Source organism: Streptosporangium sp. LJ11, assembly GCF_051918945.1.
Taxonomy (GTDB): domain Bacteria; phylum Actinomycetota; class Actinomycetes; order Streptosporangiales; family Streptosporangiaceae; genus Streptosporangium.
The window spans coordinates 94,657-111,236 of record NZ_JBPXMB010000023.1 but is presented as its reverse complement, the minus strand read 5'-3'; the positions used below and the strand labels follow the sequence as shown (position 1 = coordinate 111,236).

The window sequence follows — 16,580 nt, the reverse complement described above, 5'->3', positions numbered from 1 at the left end:
GTCGCCTTCGTAACGATTAAAGTCGCTATGTCGGTTTTGCCGATTCTTTCCCATGACCTTGTGGTCTGATGTTGTCCACTTGTGTCGTGATTGAGGGGTAGCGAGAGCGGTGACTACGGCGACATCCGAAAGCGGAGGTGCTTCGGCACCCGACCGTGGCAAGCGGCCTGCCGCCCGGTTCGGCTTGAAAAACTGGCGTGTCCGTTCGCGTCTGACGGCCCTGATCCTGGTGCCGACGGCAGTGGGCGTCGTGCTCGCCGGCACGCGCGTGGTGGCCTCCGTGGACAGTGTGGCCGGGTACCAGCGGACCGCCACCGCGGCGGAGTACTCGGGCGGTCTCCGTGACCTGGCCCAGGCGCTCGGGTTGGAACGTGACCGAGGCGCGTGGTCGTCGTTCCAGCCTTCGAACAAGGGCTTGAAGGAGAGTTCCGACGCGCAGCGCAGGACCGTGGACGCGCTGGCCAGGAAGGTGCGGCTGGAAGTCCAGGCGATCGACGACTCCTACGGCGCCCGGGTCGTCGAGGCGGCCAGGAACGTGTCCTACCAGCTGGAGGGCCTTCCGGAGCTGCGCCGCCTGCCGGGCATCAACCGTGTGGAACGGTACAGTTCCATGATCGCCCCGCTGCTGACGCTCCACGAGGAGCTCACGCTGGTCAGTGACGACCCGGAGATCATCGGCAACACCCGCGCGCTCAGCGCCCTGGCGTACGCCAAGGAGGAGGTCTCCAAGCAGCGCGCCCGGCTGCTGGCCGGCTACTACGCGCCCTCGCTGATCAACCCGCAGGAGGTCGAGAAGTTCATCGCCTCCCGCTCCCGGATGGACGAGTACGAGGCGGACTTCGGCGTCGAGGCGAGCCCGGACAACGCCCAGCTCCTCGTCACCGCCCTGATCGACGAGCGGGTCCACCGGGCCGAGCTGATCAAGGCCAGGGTGATCGTGCTCGCCAGCGATCCCTCGCGCACCGGGCGGCTGCTGTCCGACTTCAACGAGGTCAAGCAGTGGTTCTCGGACAACAGCGTGGTCCTCGACCGGATGCGGAAGGTCGAGACCCAGGTCGCCGGCGACGTGGTCACCCGGGCCAGGGACCTGGAGGACGCCGAGCAGCGCAACGCGATCATCACCGCCGGGCTCATCCTGCTGCTGCTCCTGCTGGTGCTCGGCCTCACGGTCGTCATCGCCCGCTCGATGGTGACGCCGCTGCGCCGCCTGCGCGCCGAGGCGCTGGAGGTGGCGAGCTTCCGGCTTCCCGAGGTCGTGCGGCGCCTGCGGGTCTCCGGCGACACCCGGACACCCGACGTCGATCCCATCTCGGTCGACACCAGCGACGAGATCGGGGAGGTCGCCAAGGCCTTCGACGAGGTCCACCGGCAGGCCGTGCGCCTGGCCTCAGAGGAGTCCGAGCTCCGCTCCAACATCAGCGCGATGTTCGTCAACCTGTCGCGGCGCACGCAGACCCTGGTCGAGCGGCAGATCTCGCTGATCGACGGCCTGGAGAAGGGCGAGGAGGACGGCGGCCGGCTGGCCGACCTGTTCAGGCTCGACCACCTGGCCACCCGCATGCGCCGAAACTCCGAGAACCTCCTGGTCCTCGCCGGTCACGAGCCGACCCGCAGGCGGAGCCAGCCGGCCAAGCTCGTCGACGTCGTCCGCGCCTCCCTGTCGGAGGTCGAGGACTACGAGCGGGTCCAGGTCAAGGTGCACCGCACCATCTCGGTCGCGGGCAGCGCCGCCAACGACATCGTGCACCTGGTCGCCGAGCTGGTGGAGAACGCCCTGCAGTTCTCCCCCCGGGCCAGCCAGGTCGTGGTCTCCAGCAGCGTGATCGAGGGCGGCGGCGCGCTGCTCGCGGTGAGCGACCCGGGCATCGGCATGACCCACGAGGAACTCGTCGAGACGAACCGCCGGCTGGCGGACCCGCCCGTCGTCGACGTCTCGGTGTCACGGCGCATGGGCCTGTTCGTGGTCGGCCGCCTGGCGCTGCGCCACGGCATCCGGGTCCAGCTGCGCCCGCAGGAGGGCGGCGGTCTCGTCGCCATGGTCCTGTTCCCGCCGGGGCTCGTCGTCCAGGCGGTCCAGCCGGTCCAGACGCCCTCCTGGGGGGCCGAGCCGGCTCCCGCGCAGGACCTCTTCGCGCAGACGCCCGCGGGTCGACCGGCCGGTCGGCAGCCCTCGTACGGGCAGTCCCGGCCCGGGTTCGGACACACCCACCCCTCGTTCGAGCAGGGACAGTCCCCGTTCGGGTCGAATCCCTTCGGGCAGGCCTCGTTCGGGCAGGAGACATTCGGGCAGGAGGCGTTCGGTCAGGAGGCGTTCGGTCAGGAGGGGTTCGGGCAGACATCGGTGGACCCGCCCTCGTTCGGTTCCGCCCCGCCGTTCGGTGCCCCCCCGGCACCGGGTATTCCCTCCGGCCCGCCCGGCGGCCCGGCCAGGAGCGGCCCGCCGCTGCCCAAGCGACAGGTCAACGGCAACGGCAACGGCGCTCCCGTCTCCGACTTCTCCGCCTGGAGCCAGTCCTCGTACGAGGACACGGCGGTGGGGGCGATGCCCGCGGTGGGCGTCTCCCCGCTCGAGGCCGAGCAGGAGGAGTACCTGCCCATCTTCGCCTCGATCGAGTCGGCCTGGTTCCGCCGGGCGGAGGGGCCGGGCGAGCAGCCGGCCACGGGCGGATCCCCGGGACGGGCGTCATCCTCCGGATCGGAGGGCGAGCTCTCCGATCCGGAGGCGGCGTGGGGGGAGGAGCCGACACCCCCGACCGGCATGCCGGTCCGCGAGCCGGCTCGCGACACACCGCCGACGAGAGAGCAGGTGAGGGCGGTGGCGGCCGAGCCGGACAGCTGGAACACCCCCGCCGACGCCGGGTGGCGGGCCGCCCAGGCGGCGAGTGAGCCCGCGCTCGGCGGGGTGACCGCAGCGGGCCTGCCCAAGCGCACTCCCAAGGCGAATCTCGTCCCCGGTACGGCCGCGGCCGTACCGTCCAGCCCCGTGCCGCCCATGTCACCGGACAGGGTGCGCAGCCGTCTGTCCAGCTTCCAGCAAGGTGTACGGCGGGGCCGTGCCGAAGTAGTCGATACCACCACCAGGAGCCTGGTGGACAAGGAGGAGGGCTCGTGACGACCCTGAGTCATGAGGCACGCAGGTTCGACTGGCTGATCACCGAGTTCGTCCGCGGCACGCCAGGTGTCGCGCACGCGGTGTGCGTCTCCGCCGACGGGCTGAGGATCGCCAGTTCCGAGGGGTTTCCCCCCGACAGGGCCGACCAGCTCGCCGCCGTCGCGGCGGGCCTGCTCAGCCTGACGGTGGGCGCCTCCCGCGTGTTCGAGGGAGGCGCCGTCACCCAGACGGTGGTCGAGATGGAGCGCGGCCTGCTGCTGGTCATGGCGATCAGCGACGGCTCCGTGCTCGCCGTGCTGGCCTCTCCCGACTGTGACATGGGCCTGGTGGCGTACCAGATGACCCTGCTCGTCGACAGGGCCGGACAGGTGCTCACCCCGGCGCTCCGCGCCGAGCTGCAGTCCTCCCGGGGCCGGTGATGACCGCGCTCACGCCCGGTCTCCTCACGGGAGAGGCTCGTGCTCGGGATTGACGGAACCGGGGACGACGAGCCCCTGTTCCGTCCGTACGCCGTCACCGGCGGCAGGTCGGAGCCGCGCTTCCACATGGCGATGGAGGCGCTGGTCTCCTCCTCCTTCATCATGGAGGAGGACCTGGCTCTGCTCACCCCCGAGCAGGATGCGATCATCAGGCTCTGCCGTTCGTACCGGTCGGTCGCCGAGATCTCGGCTCTGCTGAAGGTGCCGCTCGGCGTGGCCCGCGTGCTGGTGGCGGATATGGTCGACGAGGGCTTCGTCCGCATCCACCAGCCGCATCTCAACGAGGGACAACCGGACCTCAACATGCTCGAAAGGGTTCTCAGTGGACTTCGCAGGCTCTAGCCAGGGTGGCCTGACGTCAACGAAGATCGTTGTCGCGGGTGGGTTCGGCGTCGGCAAGACCACGTTCGTGGGGGCGGTGTCGGAGATCGTGCCGCTGACCACGGAGGCGGTGATGACCGACGCCAGCGCCGGGATCGACGACCTGGGGCTGACTCCCCACAAGACCACCACCACGGTCGCGATGGACTTCGGCCGTCTCTCGCTGGACCGTGATCTGATCCTGTACCTGTTCGGTACGCCGGGTCAGCACCGGTTCTGGTTCATGTGGGACGACCTGGTCCGCGGCGCGATCGGCGCGGTGGTCCTGATCGACACCCGGCGGCTGGCCGACGGCTTCCCGGCGATCGACTACTTCGAGGAGGCCAAGCTCCCCTTCGTGGTCGGTGTCAACGGCTGGAACGGCGAGTTCCCGCACCACGAGGAGGAGGTGCGCGAGGCGCTGACGCTGGCCCCGCACATCCCCGTGGTGCGGACCGACGCCCGCTCCCGCGACTCGGTGAAGAGCACGCTGATCACCCTGGTCGAGCACGTGCTGCGGGTCCGCACGGCCTACGGCACGTCGGTGTAGCAACGCTTTCCCTCCGGGACGGGCCCGCGCTCCGCGGGCCCGTCCCGGACCGGGTTCCGGGCCGTCTCCGGAGCGGGACGCGGTCCGGTGTCCGGTTCGCGCCGTGCCGGCCGGCGGAACGCGACCCGGGAACCCGTCAGTCCGGGATCCACTCCTTCCAGGTGATCCTGTTCGCGTTGATCCACTTCTGGGCCGCCTCGGCGGGGTCGAGGCCGTTGTCGACGATGTCGTTCGCCACCGCGTTCTGCTGCTCGTTCGTCCAGGAGAAGTTCCGCACCAGCTCGTAGGCCCTGCCCCCGGTGTCGGCGAACCGCCTGCTCACGATCTTGTCGAGCAGGTAGGGCGGGTAGTCGCACCGCACCTTGGCCGGGTCGGCGTCGCAGCCGATCGCGTACGGCGGAAGGTCGACCTTCGCCAGCTTGATCTGGGTGAAGAGCCACTGCGGCTCGTAGAAGTGCATCAGCAGCGGGGTCCGGTCGCGGGTCGCCTGTCTCGCGGCGTCGATCAGCGCTTTCTCGCTGCCCGCGTGGACGACCCGGTAGTCGAGGCCGAGATTGCGGACCAGGGCCTCGTCGTTGGTGACGTACGAGGGGTCCCCGTTGAGAAGCTGACCTAAATTACCTGATTTATCCGTTTTGAAGAGGTGGGCGTACCTGTTGAGCTGCCGCCAGTCGGTGATCCCGGGATACTCGTCCACCATCCACCGGGGCACGTACCAGCCGATGACCCCCCTGGTGCCGCTCCTTCCCGCGGAGACCGCGACCTTCTTCTCCTCGATGTAGGTCCGCTTCAGCGCCTCCCGCCCCCAATTCTCCACGATCACGTCCACCGTGCCCTTCTCGAGGCCCTCCCAGGACTCGGACGGGGTGAGTCTCACGGTCTGCGCCCGGTGGCCGAGCTCCTGGGCGAGCAGGCGGCCGATGACGGCGGCGCCGGCCTCGTAGCCCGCCCCTTCGTGGAGGGCGATCCTCACGGTCCCGCCGCCGGAGGCCGGGGGAGCCGGTGCGTCCTGGCCGGTGCACGCGGCGAGGGAGACGAGTAACGCGGTGGCCGCGCCGAGCGCCAGGAGGCGGCGGGGGAGGGGGAGCCGGGGGAGGGACAGGGCGCGGGCGGTCGGGCGGGAGCCGCGAACCTGGCTCGCGACGTCGCCGGGTGTGGCCACGGTCTCCTCCAGGGCTCGCCGCCCGGATTCGGCGGGCCGGGGGCGCGGTGCGGGCTACGGATGTAGGGGGTCAAGATATGGCGTAAATATGGCGAATCACAATTTGTGATTCCCCGGCGGCTGACGCGCCCCCGTGGCGGGCTCTCGCGGCCGCAGAATGGAACGATGCAAACGGTCATAAAGGTCGAGAAGTACCTAATGAGGGTATTCGGGGGGCCGGAAACAGGGTTCCAGCCATAGCTGGAGCCCCGGGTTCGGTCCCTGTCTCGCCGGGAACACCGCATTTACCGAGCTGCGTTCGCTTGGCCCCACGGGTTGATATGTGCTCGAATTGCCGGGGACCATGGGAAATTCGGCCAGAGGTTCATCCACCGAGAGGGCAGCGTTCGGTGAGTCCACACGAGATCCACGACGCGGGCAGTCGCCTGCGCCCGCGGAACTGGCGGGTACGCCGGCGCCTTGTCGCGCTCGTTCTGGTGCCCACGATCGCCGCGGTGCTGCTCGGCGGTGTCCAGGTGTTCGCCTCGATGCGCGCCGCGGGAGATTACCAGCGGGTCAACGACCTCGCCCGGCTCTCCGCCCACATCGGCACGCTCACCCACGAACTGGCCGAGGAACGCGACCACACCGCCTGGTTCATCGCCCTCGGCCGTCCGGAGAGCGGCGTGAAGAACGTGCGGGCCCAGATGGACCTGGTCGACGGTTCCGCGGCGCGCGTCCGCGAGAGCGGCTCCCTGCTCGGTGAGGAGGTGAGCGGCCGTACCAGGGACGAGGTCGAGAGCGCGATCACCCGGCTGGACGACCTCTTCCCGCTGCGCGAGCAGGCGCTGAGGTCGACGCTGCTGCCCGACGCGGCCATCGCCGCCTACTCCCTGCTCATCGCCGACCTGCTCTCCCTGTACGACGAGCTCGGCAAGGGCAGCGCCGACGACGTCCTGTTCGGCCAGGCGATCACCCTGGACGCGCTCGCCCGCGCCAAGGAGGCCATCTCCTTCCAGCGGGCGCTGCTGACGGTGGTGCTCGTGGCGGGCCGGTTCGAGCAGGGACAGATGGAGCAGTTCCTCGGCGCGCTCTCCACCGAGCGCAACGAGCGCAGGACCTTCGCCGCCGAGGCCGGGAGCCGGGACCGCCGCCTCTTCGACGAGACCGTCAACGGCCGCACCGCCGAACGCGCCGAGCTCCTGCGCGAGCTGGTCCTGCTCCGCGCGGCCTCCGGCGCCCCGCTGAGGGGCCTGACCCTGGAGCGGAAGGACGACGCCAAGGAGTGGTACGACGCGGTCACCGTCACCATCGGCCACATGCGCGAGGTCGAGGAGCGGCACGCCCGGGACATCGTCGCGCGCAGCCAGCGGCTCGGCGACACCGAGCAGAGCCACGCCCTGATGGTCGCCGCGGCCGTCGCCGCCCTGCTCGCGCTCGTGCTGGCGATCACCGTCGGGGTGGCGCGCTCGCTGGTGGTGCCGCTGAGACGGCTGCGCAGGGAGGCGCTGGAAGTCGCGGGGGAGCGGCTGCCCGCGTACGTCCAGCGGGTCCGCGAGTCGCGCGAAGGGGAGACCGCCGCCGACGTGCCGCCGATCGGGGTGCTGTCGCGCGACGAGATCGGCGAGGTCGCCAGGGCGTTCGACGAGGTCCACCGGGAGGCCGTGCGGCTGGCGGGCGAGGAGGCCAGGCTGCGCGCCACCGTGAACGCGATGTTCGTCAACCTCTCGCGGCGGAGCCAGAGCCTGGTGGAACGCCAGCTCACCCTGGTCGAGCGGCTGGAGCGCGGCGAGCGCGACGACCAGCGGCTGGCGGACCTGTTCAAGCTCGACCACCTCGCCACCCGCATGCGCCGCAACAGCGAGAACCTGCTCGTCCTCGCGGGGCAGGAGGTGGCGCGGCGCTGGAGGCAGCCGGTCGAGCTGATGGACGTGGTCAGGGCCGCGCTGTCGGAGGTGGAGAACTACGAGCGGGTGACGAACCGGGTCCAGTCGGAGGTCGCCGTCGTGGGCCCCGCGGTGAGCGACGTGGTCCACCTGCTCGCCGAGCTGGTCGAGAACGCCGTCTCGTTCTCCCAGCCTGACACGAGGGTCACGGTGTCCAGCAGCCGGGTCGACGACGGCGGTGTGATGGTCTCGGTGACCGACAAGGGCATCGGCATGACGCTCGACGAGCTCTCCCAGGTCAACCGGCGGCTGGCCAACCCGCAGGCCGCCGACGCCTCGATCGCCCGCCACATGGGCCTGTTCGTCGTCAGCCGCCTCGCGCTCAAGCACGGCATCCGTGTCCAGCTCCGCCCCCAGGACGCCGGCCTGACCGCGATGATCATGATTCCCGAGTCGCTCCTCGTCCTGCCGCCCATCGTGGGCCTGCCGACCGGCTACCCGCGGCCCGCGACGGCCTTCCCGGGTACGCCGGCGGGTGTGGCGGGTCTTCCCGCGGGTGTGGTCGGCTTCTCCGTGGAGGCGGACGGTTCCACGTTCCCCGGTGACGCGGGCGGTTCGCCCGTTCCGCCGTTCCCGCACACCCCGGACGACGACGAGGACGATCCGGCCGCTCCGGTCCCGCAGGTTCCCGGTGTCGCGGGCCCGCCGTCGCGGGTTCCGCTGCTCGCGGCGCCCACGGCCGCGCAGGCGCCTCCCGCGGCGAGGCCGGCGCTGCCCTCGCGGACCAGGCCGGAGGAGGCCGCGCGGAGCGTGTGGAGCCCGCCCGCGGAGCGGATCCGCCCCCCGGGGGAGCGAGGGGAGTTCCCGCAGCCGCCCCGCGGCCCGTTCGGCCGCCCTCCCGGTCCGCTCGACGGCTCGCCCGGTTTCCTCGACGGCCTTCCCGCGGTGGACGAGGCCGGTGAGGGGATCCCGGCGGAGCGGGAGGACGACTTCCTGCCGATCTTCGCCGCGGTCGAGTCCGGCTGGTTCCGGACCGCCGCCTCCCCCCGCGATCCCGGTGCGCGGACGGCCCGCCCCGAGGCGGGTGCCGCTTCCGGCGACTCCTCCGGTCCCGTTTCCGAGGACTCCGTTTCCGAGGGTTCTGTTTCTGAGGACTCCGTTTCTGAGGGCGTTTCTGAGGGCTTCGGTGACCCCGCCTCCGAGGAACCCCGGGCCGAGCCCGAGCCGTGGACCTCGCCCGGTGACCTCGGCTGGCAGGCCGCGCAGGTGGCGAGCGCTCCCGTGCTCGGTGGTACGACCGAGGCCGGCCTGCCCAGGCGCACTCCCCGGGCCAACCTGGTCCCCGGCTCGGTCACGCCGCCCGTGCGGTCCGAGCAGTCCCCGGCGCCGGCGCCGGCGCCGGCCAGGCCCGCCCTCTCGCCCGAGCGGGTGCGCAGCCGCATGGCGAGCTTCCAGGAGGGCGTGCGCAAGGCCCGCAACGAGCTTCCGAAGCAGGAGGAATAGCGTGCGGACCGGCAACCGGGACCACGGGCGCGAGCTTCGCGACGGTCACGCCTCCCCTCAGCAGGAGCGGTGGGACGAGCGGTGGGACGACACGCCCCGGTACGGCCTCCGGGCCGAGCCCGGGGGACACGGATGGCCCGCGGCGCCGCCCGCGCACGGTGCCGGGGCCGAGCCGCCGGGATACGGCTCCCCGGAGGAGCCGCCCGGGTTCGGAACCCGGCGGGACGGGCGCCTCGGGTACGAGCCGGAGCACGACGAGCCGGCCGAGGAGGAGAGCGCGCTGGTCCGGATGTACGCCGTGACCGGGGGACGGGTCGTGCCGAGTTCGAAGCTCGCCATGGAGGCGCTGGTCTCGACCACGACCACGACCCCGCTCGGCCTGTCCTACACCCGGGAATACCGCTTCATCAGCGATCTGTGCCGCAGCATCCGCTCGATCGCGGAGATATCCGCTCTCCTGGGTGTCCCCCTCGGCGTCACCCGCGTCCTGGTCTCCGACATGGAGTCCGAGGGCCTGGTGCGGATCCACCATCCCCGGGTCACCGCGGCGGGTCCCGGGCCCGACCTGCTCGAACGCGTCCTCAACCACCTCAGGGGCTGAGGTCCCGCCGGGACGGCCTCGGGGCGGGGGAGCCCGAGACGGTTTCGCGCGAGGGCGGGGCGGGGAGCCCGCGTCAGTTTCCCGCGAGCCACCAGCGGGCGGCGACGAGCTCGGCCACCAGGGTCTCGGTCAGCAGCGCCACGTCGGGGTCGTCGTCGTGGCGGTAGCGGACGGAGGCCCTGGCGCCGGGAAGCTCGCCGCCGACGGCCAGGACGGTGGAGCCGCGCTGCCCGATCCAGTCCATGGCCTGCTCGTCGTAGCGGGAGCCGGGGAAGAGGATGGCGCGGTAGTCGAGGGTCTTGGTGAGATAGACGTCCACGTGGGCCCAGTCGCCGGTCTCGCACGCGTCGGCCGCCCTGCGGGGGCCCTCCCTGAACATCAGCGCCGACTGCTCGGCCGAGGACAGGTGCTCGGCGGGAGCGATCGTGTAGACGCCGTGCGGGCCGTCGAGCAGCGCCGCCGCCGGTTCCAGCCACTCGTCGCGGCGGTCGAGCAGGTCGGCGGTGGCCTCGGCCGTACGGCGGAGCAGCTCGGGCACGTCCCGGCCGAAACCGCCGGGTTCGTCCCCGGCCGGGACACGCCCGCCCCAGCCGGGGACGGTCAGATGGCCGCCGAGTGCCAGGAGCAGGGCGAGGGTGTGCTGGAAGGTCCGGCAGGAGACGCCGCCGCGCTCCTCGCCCGCCACCATCGGGACCACCAGGTCGGCGCCCTCGGTGACGGCCGAGTCCGGGTTGTTGGTCAGCGCGAGGACGAAGGACCGGCCCCGGTGGCGGGCCACCGCGTCCAGGGTCTCCCGGCTGCCGCCGGTGGCGGAGATGGCGACCACCAGGGTGTCCGGGGCCGGCGGGTAGGACAGGGCCGCGGAGGCGTACTCGGCCACCGCGTCCACCCCCGCGGCCCGCAGGCGCAGCGCGGCCACCCGGGCGGCGTAGCGGGAGCTGCCCATGCCGAGGAGGAGCACCCGCCGGATCCCCGAGGGGATCCCCGCGAAGGGGTCGCCCGCCTCCAGGGCGTCGGCCAGGGCGGCCAGCGCGGCGGGCTTGGCCTCCAGATCGGCGAGGTACAGCTCGGGGATCACGGTCTCTCCTCCATCGAGGTCGTCGGGTTCTTCGGATTCGTCGGGTTCATCGGTATCGGGACCGCAGCACGCCCATCGGGGCGTAGCGCCAGCGGGGCAGGTGCCTGGCCGCGTAGACGAGCTCGCGGCACTCCTGCTCGATCTCGAACGGGAGCAGCAGGGAACGGTCCAGGAGCGCGGCGTGACCCCGTTCGGCCAGCCGCCCGAGGTAGGCCGACTCCAGGGTGGCGCGGGCCGCGGCGGACCAGCCGGCGATCACCTCGGGGTCGGCGTCGCGGCGCCTGATCGCGACCTGGCCGACGTGTTCGAGGCTCGTGGTGAGCTGGGCGAGGTCACGGGCCGCGGGCTGGAAGGGGTCGGCGTCCGCGACGGTCGGGTTGCCGTCGAAGTCGATCACCGCGTAGCCGTCCCGCCAGCGGAGGATCTGGCCGACGTGCAGGTCCCCGTGGATGCGGATCAGCGGGGTGGCCCCCGCGGAGGCGAGGGGCGCCAGCTCGGCGCGGAGCGCGCCGGCGCGCTCCGCGAGCCAGTCGCCGTCCTCGCCGCCGGTCAGCGCCAGTGCCTCCTCCAGCGCCTCGCCCGCCCGGAGCGACCACGGGCTCTCTCCCGCCCGTACGGCGTCCGCGCGTCCCACGGGGTCGGGGAAGGTCGCGGACGGGGTCGCCATCGCCGCGTGCAGGTCGGCGGCGAGGACGCCCAGGTCGGCGGCGAAGGAGGTGCCACCGGAGACGGCCTCGTCCACGCACCACTCCCAGCCGTCCGCGGCGCCGGGCAGGTACGCGGTGACGAGGGCGATCAGCAGCTCGGAGCCGTCGTCGGCGCGCCGGGAGACGGACACGTACGGCGTGGCGGTCGCGGTGAAGCCGACCGACGCCAGGTGCGCGAACATGTCGGGCGCGGGCTGGGGGAACGGCGCGGGCGGGGTGAGCCATTTCACGACGACCCTCTCGCCGACGACCACCGAGTGGTTGGTCTGGTCGACCTCGAACCCTCGTTCGGGGCCTCGGACGCCCTCGCCGGTCGATGACAATTGAGTGTCGATTGAGAAAAGAGTAGTGATCGGCACGGGAAGCGGATGGAATCGGCGGACGTCGAATGGCGCCGGGACCTCGCAGGTCAGAGCCGCGAGGAGCTCACTGGTCCGCCCGTCGCCGGCCCGGGGAACCGTGTCGAGCCGGTCCCAGATTGAAGCAGGATTTAACAAACGGACCAGACTTTCCAGGGGTGATGTCGGGGGAAGTCTTGCTCAAGTTAATGTTGACTGCAACACTCCTGCTTTGGTCTGCCGTGTCCCCAACGGCCGGTCTACCCCAATTACACTGAATTCTGAAGGAGTAGCGGCCGTGTCCCGCACCCGGTACACCCGTCGTCTTCCGGTCGCCGCCCTGGTCGCCGGTCTCGCGCTCGCAGTCTCGGCCTGCGGCGGTGAGGCCGCGGACACCGCCGCCGCGCCCGCCGCCAGTGCCTCGTCGGCGCAGCTCAACCCCAACGCCGACCTCTCCAAGCAGAGCGTCACGATCTCCGTCTGGGCCGGTTACACGCCCGAGGACCTGCCCCAGCGGATCAAGGACAACCTCAAGACCACCCTCAAGGTGACGGAGCACGCCACCAACGAGGACATCATGGCGAAGCTCACCGCCGGCACCGACACCGGTCTCGACGTGGCCTTCGTCTCCGGCCAGTACGCCCAGGCCCTCAACGAGGCCGGGCTGCTGGAGCCGATCCACCCCGAGCTGATCCCGAACCTCGCGAACCTCTACCCCGAGGCCAAGGAGCTGTCCTACGACAAGGGCAACGTCTTCTCGGTCCCCTACACCTGGGGCACCACGGGCATCTGCTACCGGACCGACCTGGTGAAGACCGCGCCGACGAGTTGGAACGATATTCTCGACCCGCCGGCCGAGGCGCTCAAGAAGGTCACCATGATGACCACCGAGCGCTGGCTGGCCCTTCCCGCCATCAAGGCCCTCGGCTACTCGGTCAACACCAAGAGCGACGAGGAGATCGCCAAGGTCAAGGAGAAGCTTCTCGAGGCCAAGCCGAAGCTGCTCGGCTACGACGACACCACCTTCGGCGAGAAGCTGAAGACGGGCGAGGCCGTGATGGTCGAGGCGTGGGACGGCTGGTGCCCGACCACCGAGAAGAACATCAAGTTCGTGATCCCGAAGGAGGGCAGCGACCTGTGGGTGGACACCATGGTCGTGCTGAAGTCCTCCAAGAACAAGGAGGCGGGGCACGCCTTCATCAACTACATCCTGGACCCGAAGGTCCACGGCTGGGCCGCGGAGAACATCCTCTACAAGGTCCCGAACAAGGCCGCGATGGACGCGATGGACGCCAAGCTCAAGGCCGACAACGCCCCGCTGCAGATGACGCCGTCCGACCTGCTCAAGGGTGAGTCGATCATCGACCTGGGCGAGGACTCGGTCAAGTTCACCCAGCTCGCGACCGAGGTCTCGGCGAAGCAGTGACACGTTCCACCGTCGTTTCCGGCGCGTCCGCGAGATCGCGGGCGCGCCGGTCGCGTGCCCTGGGAAGGCTCGTCTTCCTGGGGCCCGGTCTGACCTACCTGCTCGTCCTCCTGCTGGTACCGCTCGCCCTGCTGCTCAGCTTCACGGTGTTCCGCAGGGGCCGGTTCGGCGGGGTGGTCTACGAGGTCACGGGCAAGAACTTCGCCCGGTTGCTCGACCCGCTCTATCTGGACGTCGTGCTCGGCTCGCTGAAACTGGCCACGATCGCCACGCTGATCGCCCTGCTGGTCGGCTATCCGACGGCCTACCTGATCGCCCAGCTCCCGCGGAAGTGGAAGACGATCGCCCTGGTGGCGATCGTGCTGCCGTTCTGGACCAACTTCCTGGTCCGCATCTACGCCTGGATCATCCTGCTGAGCGGCCCCGGCCTGGTCAACAGCACCCTGCTGGACCTGGGGCTGATCGACAAGCCGCTCGAGCTGCTCTACAACCAGGGCACCATCGTCACCGGCCTGGTCTACTCGTACCTGCCGCTGATGGTCCTGCCGCTGTACGCGGCGATCGAGAAGCTCGACCCGCAGCTGCGCGAGGCCTCGGCCAACCTCGGCGCCTCGCCGGTCCGCACGTTCGCGTCGGTGACGCTGCCGCTCACCCTGCCGGGCGTGCTCACCGGCTGCCTGTTCGTCTTCGTGCCGAGCTTCGGCAACTTCATCATCCCCGAACTGCTCGGCGGCGGCCGTTCCATCATGGTCGGCAACCTGATCAGGGACCAGTTCCTCAAGGCGCGCGACTGGCCGTTCGGATCCACCCTCGCGCTGGCGCTGATCGCCGTGCTGATCGTCCTGCTGCTCCTGCAGGCCTGGAGTGCCCGACGTGCGTAGATCACGCCTGCTGTACGTCCCCTTCTGGGTGACCTACGTCTTCCTCTACACGCCGATCGCCGTGCTCGTCGTGATGTCGTTCAACGCCGGCGAGTCCCCCTACGTCTACGAGGGCTTCAGCCTGGACTGGTACGGCGTCCTCGCCCAGAACGCCAAGATCCGCGAGGGACTGGTCAACACCCTCGTCGTGGCCGCGGGCTCCACCGTGCTGGCCACGGTGCTCGGCACCCTGCTGGCGGTGGGCCTGGCCCGGCACACCAGGTCGCGGACGCTGGACGCGCTGGGCGTGCTGCCCGCGGTCCTGCCCGACCTGGTGCTGGCCATCGGGCTGCTGGTGTTCTACGCCACGATCAAGTCGACCCTCGGGCTGCACTCGGTGCTGCTGGCCCACACGGTGTTCGGCATGGCGTTCGTGACCGCGGTGGTGCGCACCCGGCTCGCGGGAGCCGACACCTCCCTGGAGGAGGCGTCCAGGGACCTGGGGGCGACGCCGTTCACCACGTTCCTGCGGATCACGCTGCCGCAGCTGGCGCCGGGCATCACGGCGGGCGCGCTGCTGGCGTTCACCCTCTCGATCGACGAGTTCGTCATCGCGTACTTCACGGCCGCGCCCACCACGCCGACCCTGCCCATCGTCATCTACTCAATGGTCCGCTTCGGGGTCACCCCCGAGATCAACGCGCTGGCCACGCTGCTGCTGCTGGTGAGCTTCACCGCGGTGATCGTGACCCAGCGGATGACCCGACTGACGGAGTCGCTGTCCTAATGCTGAAGATCACAGGTGTCAGCCGCCGGTTCGGCGACGTCACGGCGCTGTCGGACGTCTCCCTGGAGATCCGGCAGGGCGAGTTCTTCGCGCTGCTCGGCCCCAGCGGCTGCGGCAAGACGACGCTCCTGCGGATCCTGGCGGGCTTCGAGTCACCCGACGAGGGCTCCGTCACGCTCGACGGCGACGACCTGCTCGGCCAGGCCGCCCACCGCCGCCCGGTCAACCTGATGTTCCAGTCGTACGCCCTGTTCCCGCACATGACCGTGGCGAAGAACGTCGCGTACGGCCTGGAGCGGGAGAGGCTGGGCCGGGCGGAGATCCGCCGCCGGGTCGGCGAGGTGCTGGAGAAGGTCGGGCTGGACGCCATGGCCGGGCGCAGGCCGCAGCAGCTCTCCGGCGGCCAGCGGCAGCGGGTCGCGCTGGCCCGCGCGATCGTGAAGCGGCCGCGCCTGCTGCTGCTCGACGAGCCGCTGTCCGCGCTGGACAAGAAGGTGCGCGCGGAGATGCAGCTGGAGCTCAAGCGGCTGCAGAACGAGGTCGGCATCACCTTCGTCGTGGTCACCCACGACCAGGAGGAGGCCATGTCGCTCGCCGACAGGATCGCGGTCTTCAACGCGGGCTCGGTCGAGCAGGTCGACGCCCCGGTGGAGCTGTACGAGCGCCCGAGCACCCCGTTCGTCGCCGGCTTCGTGGGGGCCAACAACATCTTCCCCGGCAGGGCCTGCTCGGTCGGCCTGGCCGGCGACGGGCTCGGCGTGCTTCCCGGCGTCTCGAACCTGCCCGACGGCACGCCCGCGCTGCTCGCCGTACGGCCGGAGCGGCTCAGGCTCGGGACCGAGGGGGTGCTGCGCGGCGAGGTCGTCGACGTGAGCTTCTTCGGCGGCGTCTCGCACGTGTCGGTCCAGGTGAGCGGGCGCCCCACGCCCGTCCTGGTGGCCACCCCCGGGGCCACGCAGGTGCGTGCAGGCTCCCCCGTCGCGCTCGACTGGGCGGACGGGGACGGAGTGCTGATCCCTCAATGAGAAGACTTGAGCGGGTTGTTCGTCGCGGTCCTGGCGTAGTCGAGGATGAGCTCCGCCGCCTCCTGCGTGCCGATCACCGGATGGCGGGCCGTTATGCGGTAGCCGTACGCGTCCTCGAGCGCGACGAGGTTGCGGGCGATGGGCAGCGAGTCGCCGGACAGCCTGAAGGTCTCCAGGGCGGCCCCGGTGTCGAGGATGCTCTGGTAGAGCGAGACCTGGCGGTCGTAGAGCGTGGTCAGCAGGAGCGCGTACATCCTGTTGCGGGCCGCGGCGCCGCCGAGCTCGTTGAGCAGCCGGACGTCCGGGTCGTCCGGGCCGTGCGGCAGTCCCGAGCGGATGGTCACGACGAGTTTCTCCGCGGGGTCGCGCATGCCGCTGATCCGCTTGAGCCTCTGCTCGTAGAAGCGCTCCATCCCGGCGTGGTGGGCGTCGACCAGCAACTCGCTGAGGCGCGGGTAGTGGTAGAGGACCGCTCCGGAGGTCAGACCGGCCTCCTCGGCGACGTGGTTGAGGTGCACCCCCTCGGTGCCGTGCCGGACGATCGCCCGGTGTGCGGCCGCGATGAGATCCAGGCGCCGGTCCGCCCGTCCCTTGCGCGTCATATTCCCCCGCTCGTTGAAAACCACGCTCTGTGCCGGGGTCCATAGTGGCCCTTTCCCGGCGTTTTTACCAGCCAAGAATTGAACCATTCTTCAAAAGCCGCAACCCCCTAGACGCAAGGAGGCGT

General features: G+C 70.8%; 14 protein-coding genes. 10 read left to right on the top strand and 4 right to left on the bottom strand.

Annotated elements, in window-relative coordinates:
- Positions 1-229: 229 nt before the first annotated feature.
- The 4 genes from ACTOQ3_RS30675 to ACTOQ3_RS30660 are packed head-to-tail and all read left to right on the top strand — an operon-like array spanning position 230 to position 4,501.
- Positions 230-3,112: a nitrate- and nitrite sensing domain-containing protein gene (locus ACTOQ3_RS30675; protein WP_440086913.1), complete on the top strand. Its 2,883-nt coding sequence runs from the start codon at positions 230-232 to the stop codon at positions 3,110-3,112.
- Positions 3,109-3,531 carry a roadblock/LC7 domain-containing protein gene (locus ACTOQ3_RS30670; protein WP_440086912.1) on the top strand — a complete coding sequence of 141 codons (423 nt, stop codon included), beginning with the start codon at positions 3,109-3,111 and terminating at the stop codon, positions 3,529-3,531. Before ACTOQ3_RS30675 ends, ACTOQ3_RS30670 begins: the two co-directional genes overlap by 4 nt.
- Before the next feature lie 39 nt (positions 3,532-3,570).
- On the top strand, positions 3,571-3,933 hold the full coding sequence (locus tag ACTOQ3_RS30665; RefSeq protein ID WP_362840796.1) for a DUF742 domain-containing protein: 363 nt from the start codon (positions 3,571-3,573) through the stop codon (positions 3,931-3,933).
- Positions 3,914-4,501 (top strand): GTP-binding protein, encoded by a 588-nt coding sequence (locus tag ACTOQ3_RS30660; RefSeq protein ID WP_329091201.1) that lies wholly within the window; start codon positions 3,914-3,916, stop codon positions 4,499-4,501. The genes ACTOQ3_RS30665 and ACTOQ3_RS30660 overlap by 20 nt, the downstream gene beginning before the upstream one ends.
- Before the next feature lie 136 nt (positions 4,502-4,637).
- Here the strand turns inward: ACTOQ3_RS30660 and ACTOQ3_RS30655 are convergent, their stop codons facing one another.
- Positions 4,638-5,663 carry an ABC transporter substrate-binding protein gene (locus ACTOQ3_RS30655; RefSeq protein ID WP_440086911.1) on the bottom strand — a complete coding sequence of 342 codons (1,026 nt, stop codon included), beginning with the start codon at positions 5,661-5,663 and terminating at the stop codon, positions 4,638-4,640.
- A 389-nt stretch (positions 5,664-6,052) separates the two neighbouring features.
- Here ACTOQ3_RS30655 and ACTOQ3_RS30650 point away from each other — a divergent pair, with 389 nt between their 5' ends.
- Positions 6,053-9,031: a sensor histidine kinase gene (locus tag ACTOQ3_RS30650; RefSeq protein WP_440086910.1), complete on the top strand. Its 2,979-nt coding sequence runs from the start codon at positions 6,053-6,055 to the stop codon at positions 9,029-9,031.
- A gap of 1 nt (position 9,032) precedes the next feature.
- A complete protein-coding gene (locus ACTOQ3_RS30645) occupies positions 9,033-9,632 on the top strand; it encodes a DUF742 domain-containing protein (protein ID WP_440086909.1) in 600 nt (199 codons plus the stop codon).
- 73 nt (positions 9,633-9,705) lie between these two features.
- Here ACTOQ3_RS30645 and ACTOQ3_RS30640 read toward each other — a convergent pair whose 3' ends face one another.
- Complete coding sequence (locus ACTOQ3_RS30640) at positions 9,706-10,710, bottom strand: SIS domain-containing protein (RefSeq protein ID WP_440086908.1); 1,005 nt, start codon at positions 10,708-10,710, stop codon at positions 9,706-9,708.
- 46 nt (positions 10,711-10,756) lie between these two features.
- Entirely contained in the window at positions 10,757-11,740 is a 984-nt protein-coding gene (locus tag ACTOQ3_RS30635) for a hypothetical protein (protein WP_440086906.1), read from the bottom strand.
- 313 nt (positions 11,741-12,053) lie between these two features.
- On the opposite strand from ACTOQ3_RS30635, the gene ACTOQ3_RS30630 reads away from it, so the two are divergent.
- Genes ACTOQ3_RS30630 through ACTOQ3_RS30615 form a run of 4 tightly spaced genes read left to right on the top strand, consistent with a single transcriptional unit; the run spans position 12,054 to position 15,853 of the window.
- Positions 12,054-13,181 (top strand): polyamine ABC transporter substrate-binding protein, encoded by a 1,128-nt coding sequence (locus tag ACTOQ3_RS30630; protein WP_440086905.1) that lies wholly within the window; start codon positions 12,054-12,056, stop codon positions 13,179-13,181.
- A complete protein-coding gene (locus tag ACTOQ3_RS30625; RefSeq protein WP_440086904.1) occupies positions 13,178-14,062 on the top strand; it encodes an ABC transporter permease in 885 nt (294 codons plus the stop codon). The genes ACTOQ3_RS30630 and ACTOQ3_RS30625 overlap by 4 nt, the downstream gene beginning before the upstream one ends.
- Positions 14,055-14,828: an ABC transporter permease gene (locus ACTOQ3_RS30620; protein ID WP_440086903.1), complete on the top strand. Its 774-nt coding sequence runs from the start codon at positions 14,055-14,057 to the stop codon at positions 14,826-14,828. Before ACTOQ3_RS30625 ends, ACTOQ3_RS30620 begins: the two co-directional genes overlap by 8 nt.
- Complete coding sequence (locus tag ACTOQ3_RS30615) at positions 14,828-15,853, top strand: ABC transporter ATP-binding protein (RefSeq protein ID WP_440086902.1); 1,026 nt, start codon at positions 14,828-14,830, stop codon at positions 15,851-15,853. Before ACTOQ3_RS30620 ends, ACTOQ3_RS30615 begins: the two co-directional genes overlap by 1 nt.
- Here ACTOQ3_RS30615 and ACTOQ3_RS30610 read toward each other — a convergent pair.
- Positions 15,847-16,455 carry a TetR/AcrR family transcriptional regulator gene (locus tag ACTOQ3_RS30610; RefSeq protein ID WP_440071216.1) on the bottom strand — a complete coding sequence of 203 codons (609 nt, stop codon included), beginning with the start codon at positions 16,453-16,455 and terminating at the stop codon, positions 15,847-15,849. The two genes, ACTOQ3_RS30615 and ACTOQ3_RS30610, sit on opposite strands and share 7 nt — an antisense overlap.
- Positions 16,456-16,580 lie beyond the last annotated feature (125 nt).

What these genes read in the sequence shown, in the direction of transcription:
- ACTOQ3_RS30615 (WP_440086902.1), top strand. Translation starts at nt 14,828, where the DNA reads ATGCTGAAGATCACAGGTGTCAGCCGCCGGTTCGGCGACGTCACGGCG.
- ACTOQ3_RS30610 (WP_440071216.1), bottom strand. Translation starts at nt 16,455, where the DNA reads ATGACGCGCAAGGGACGGGCGGACCGGCGCCTGGATCTCATCGCGGCC.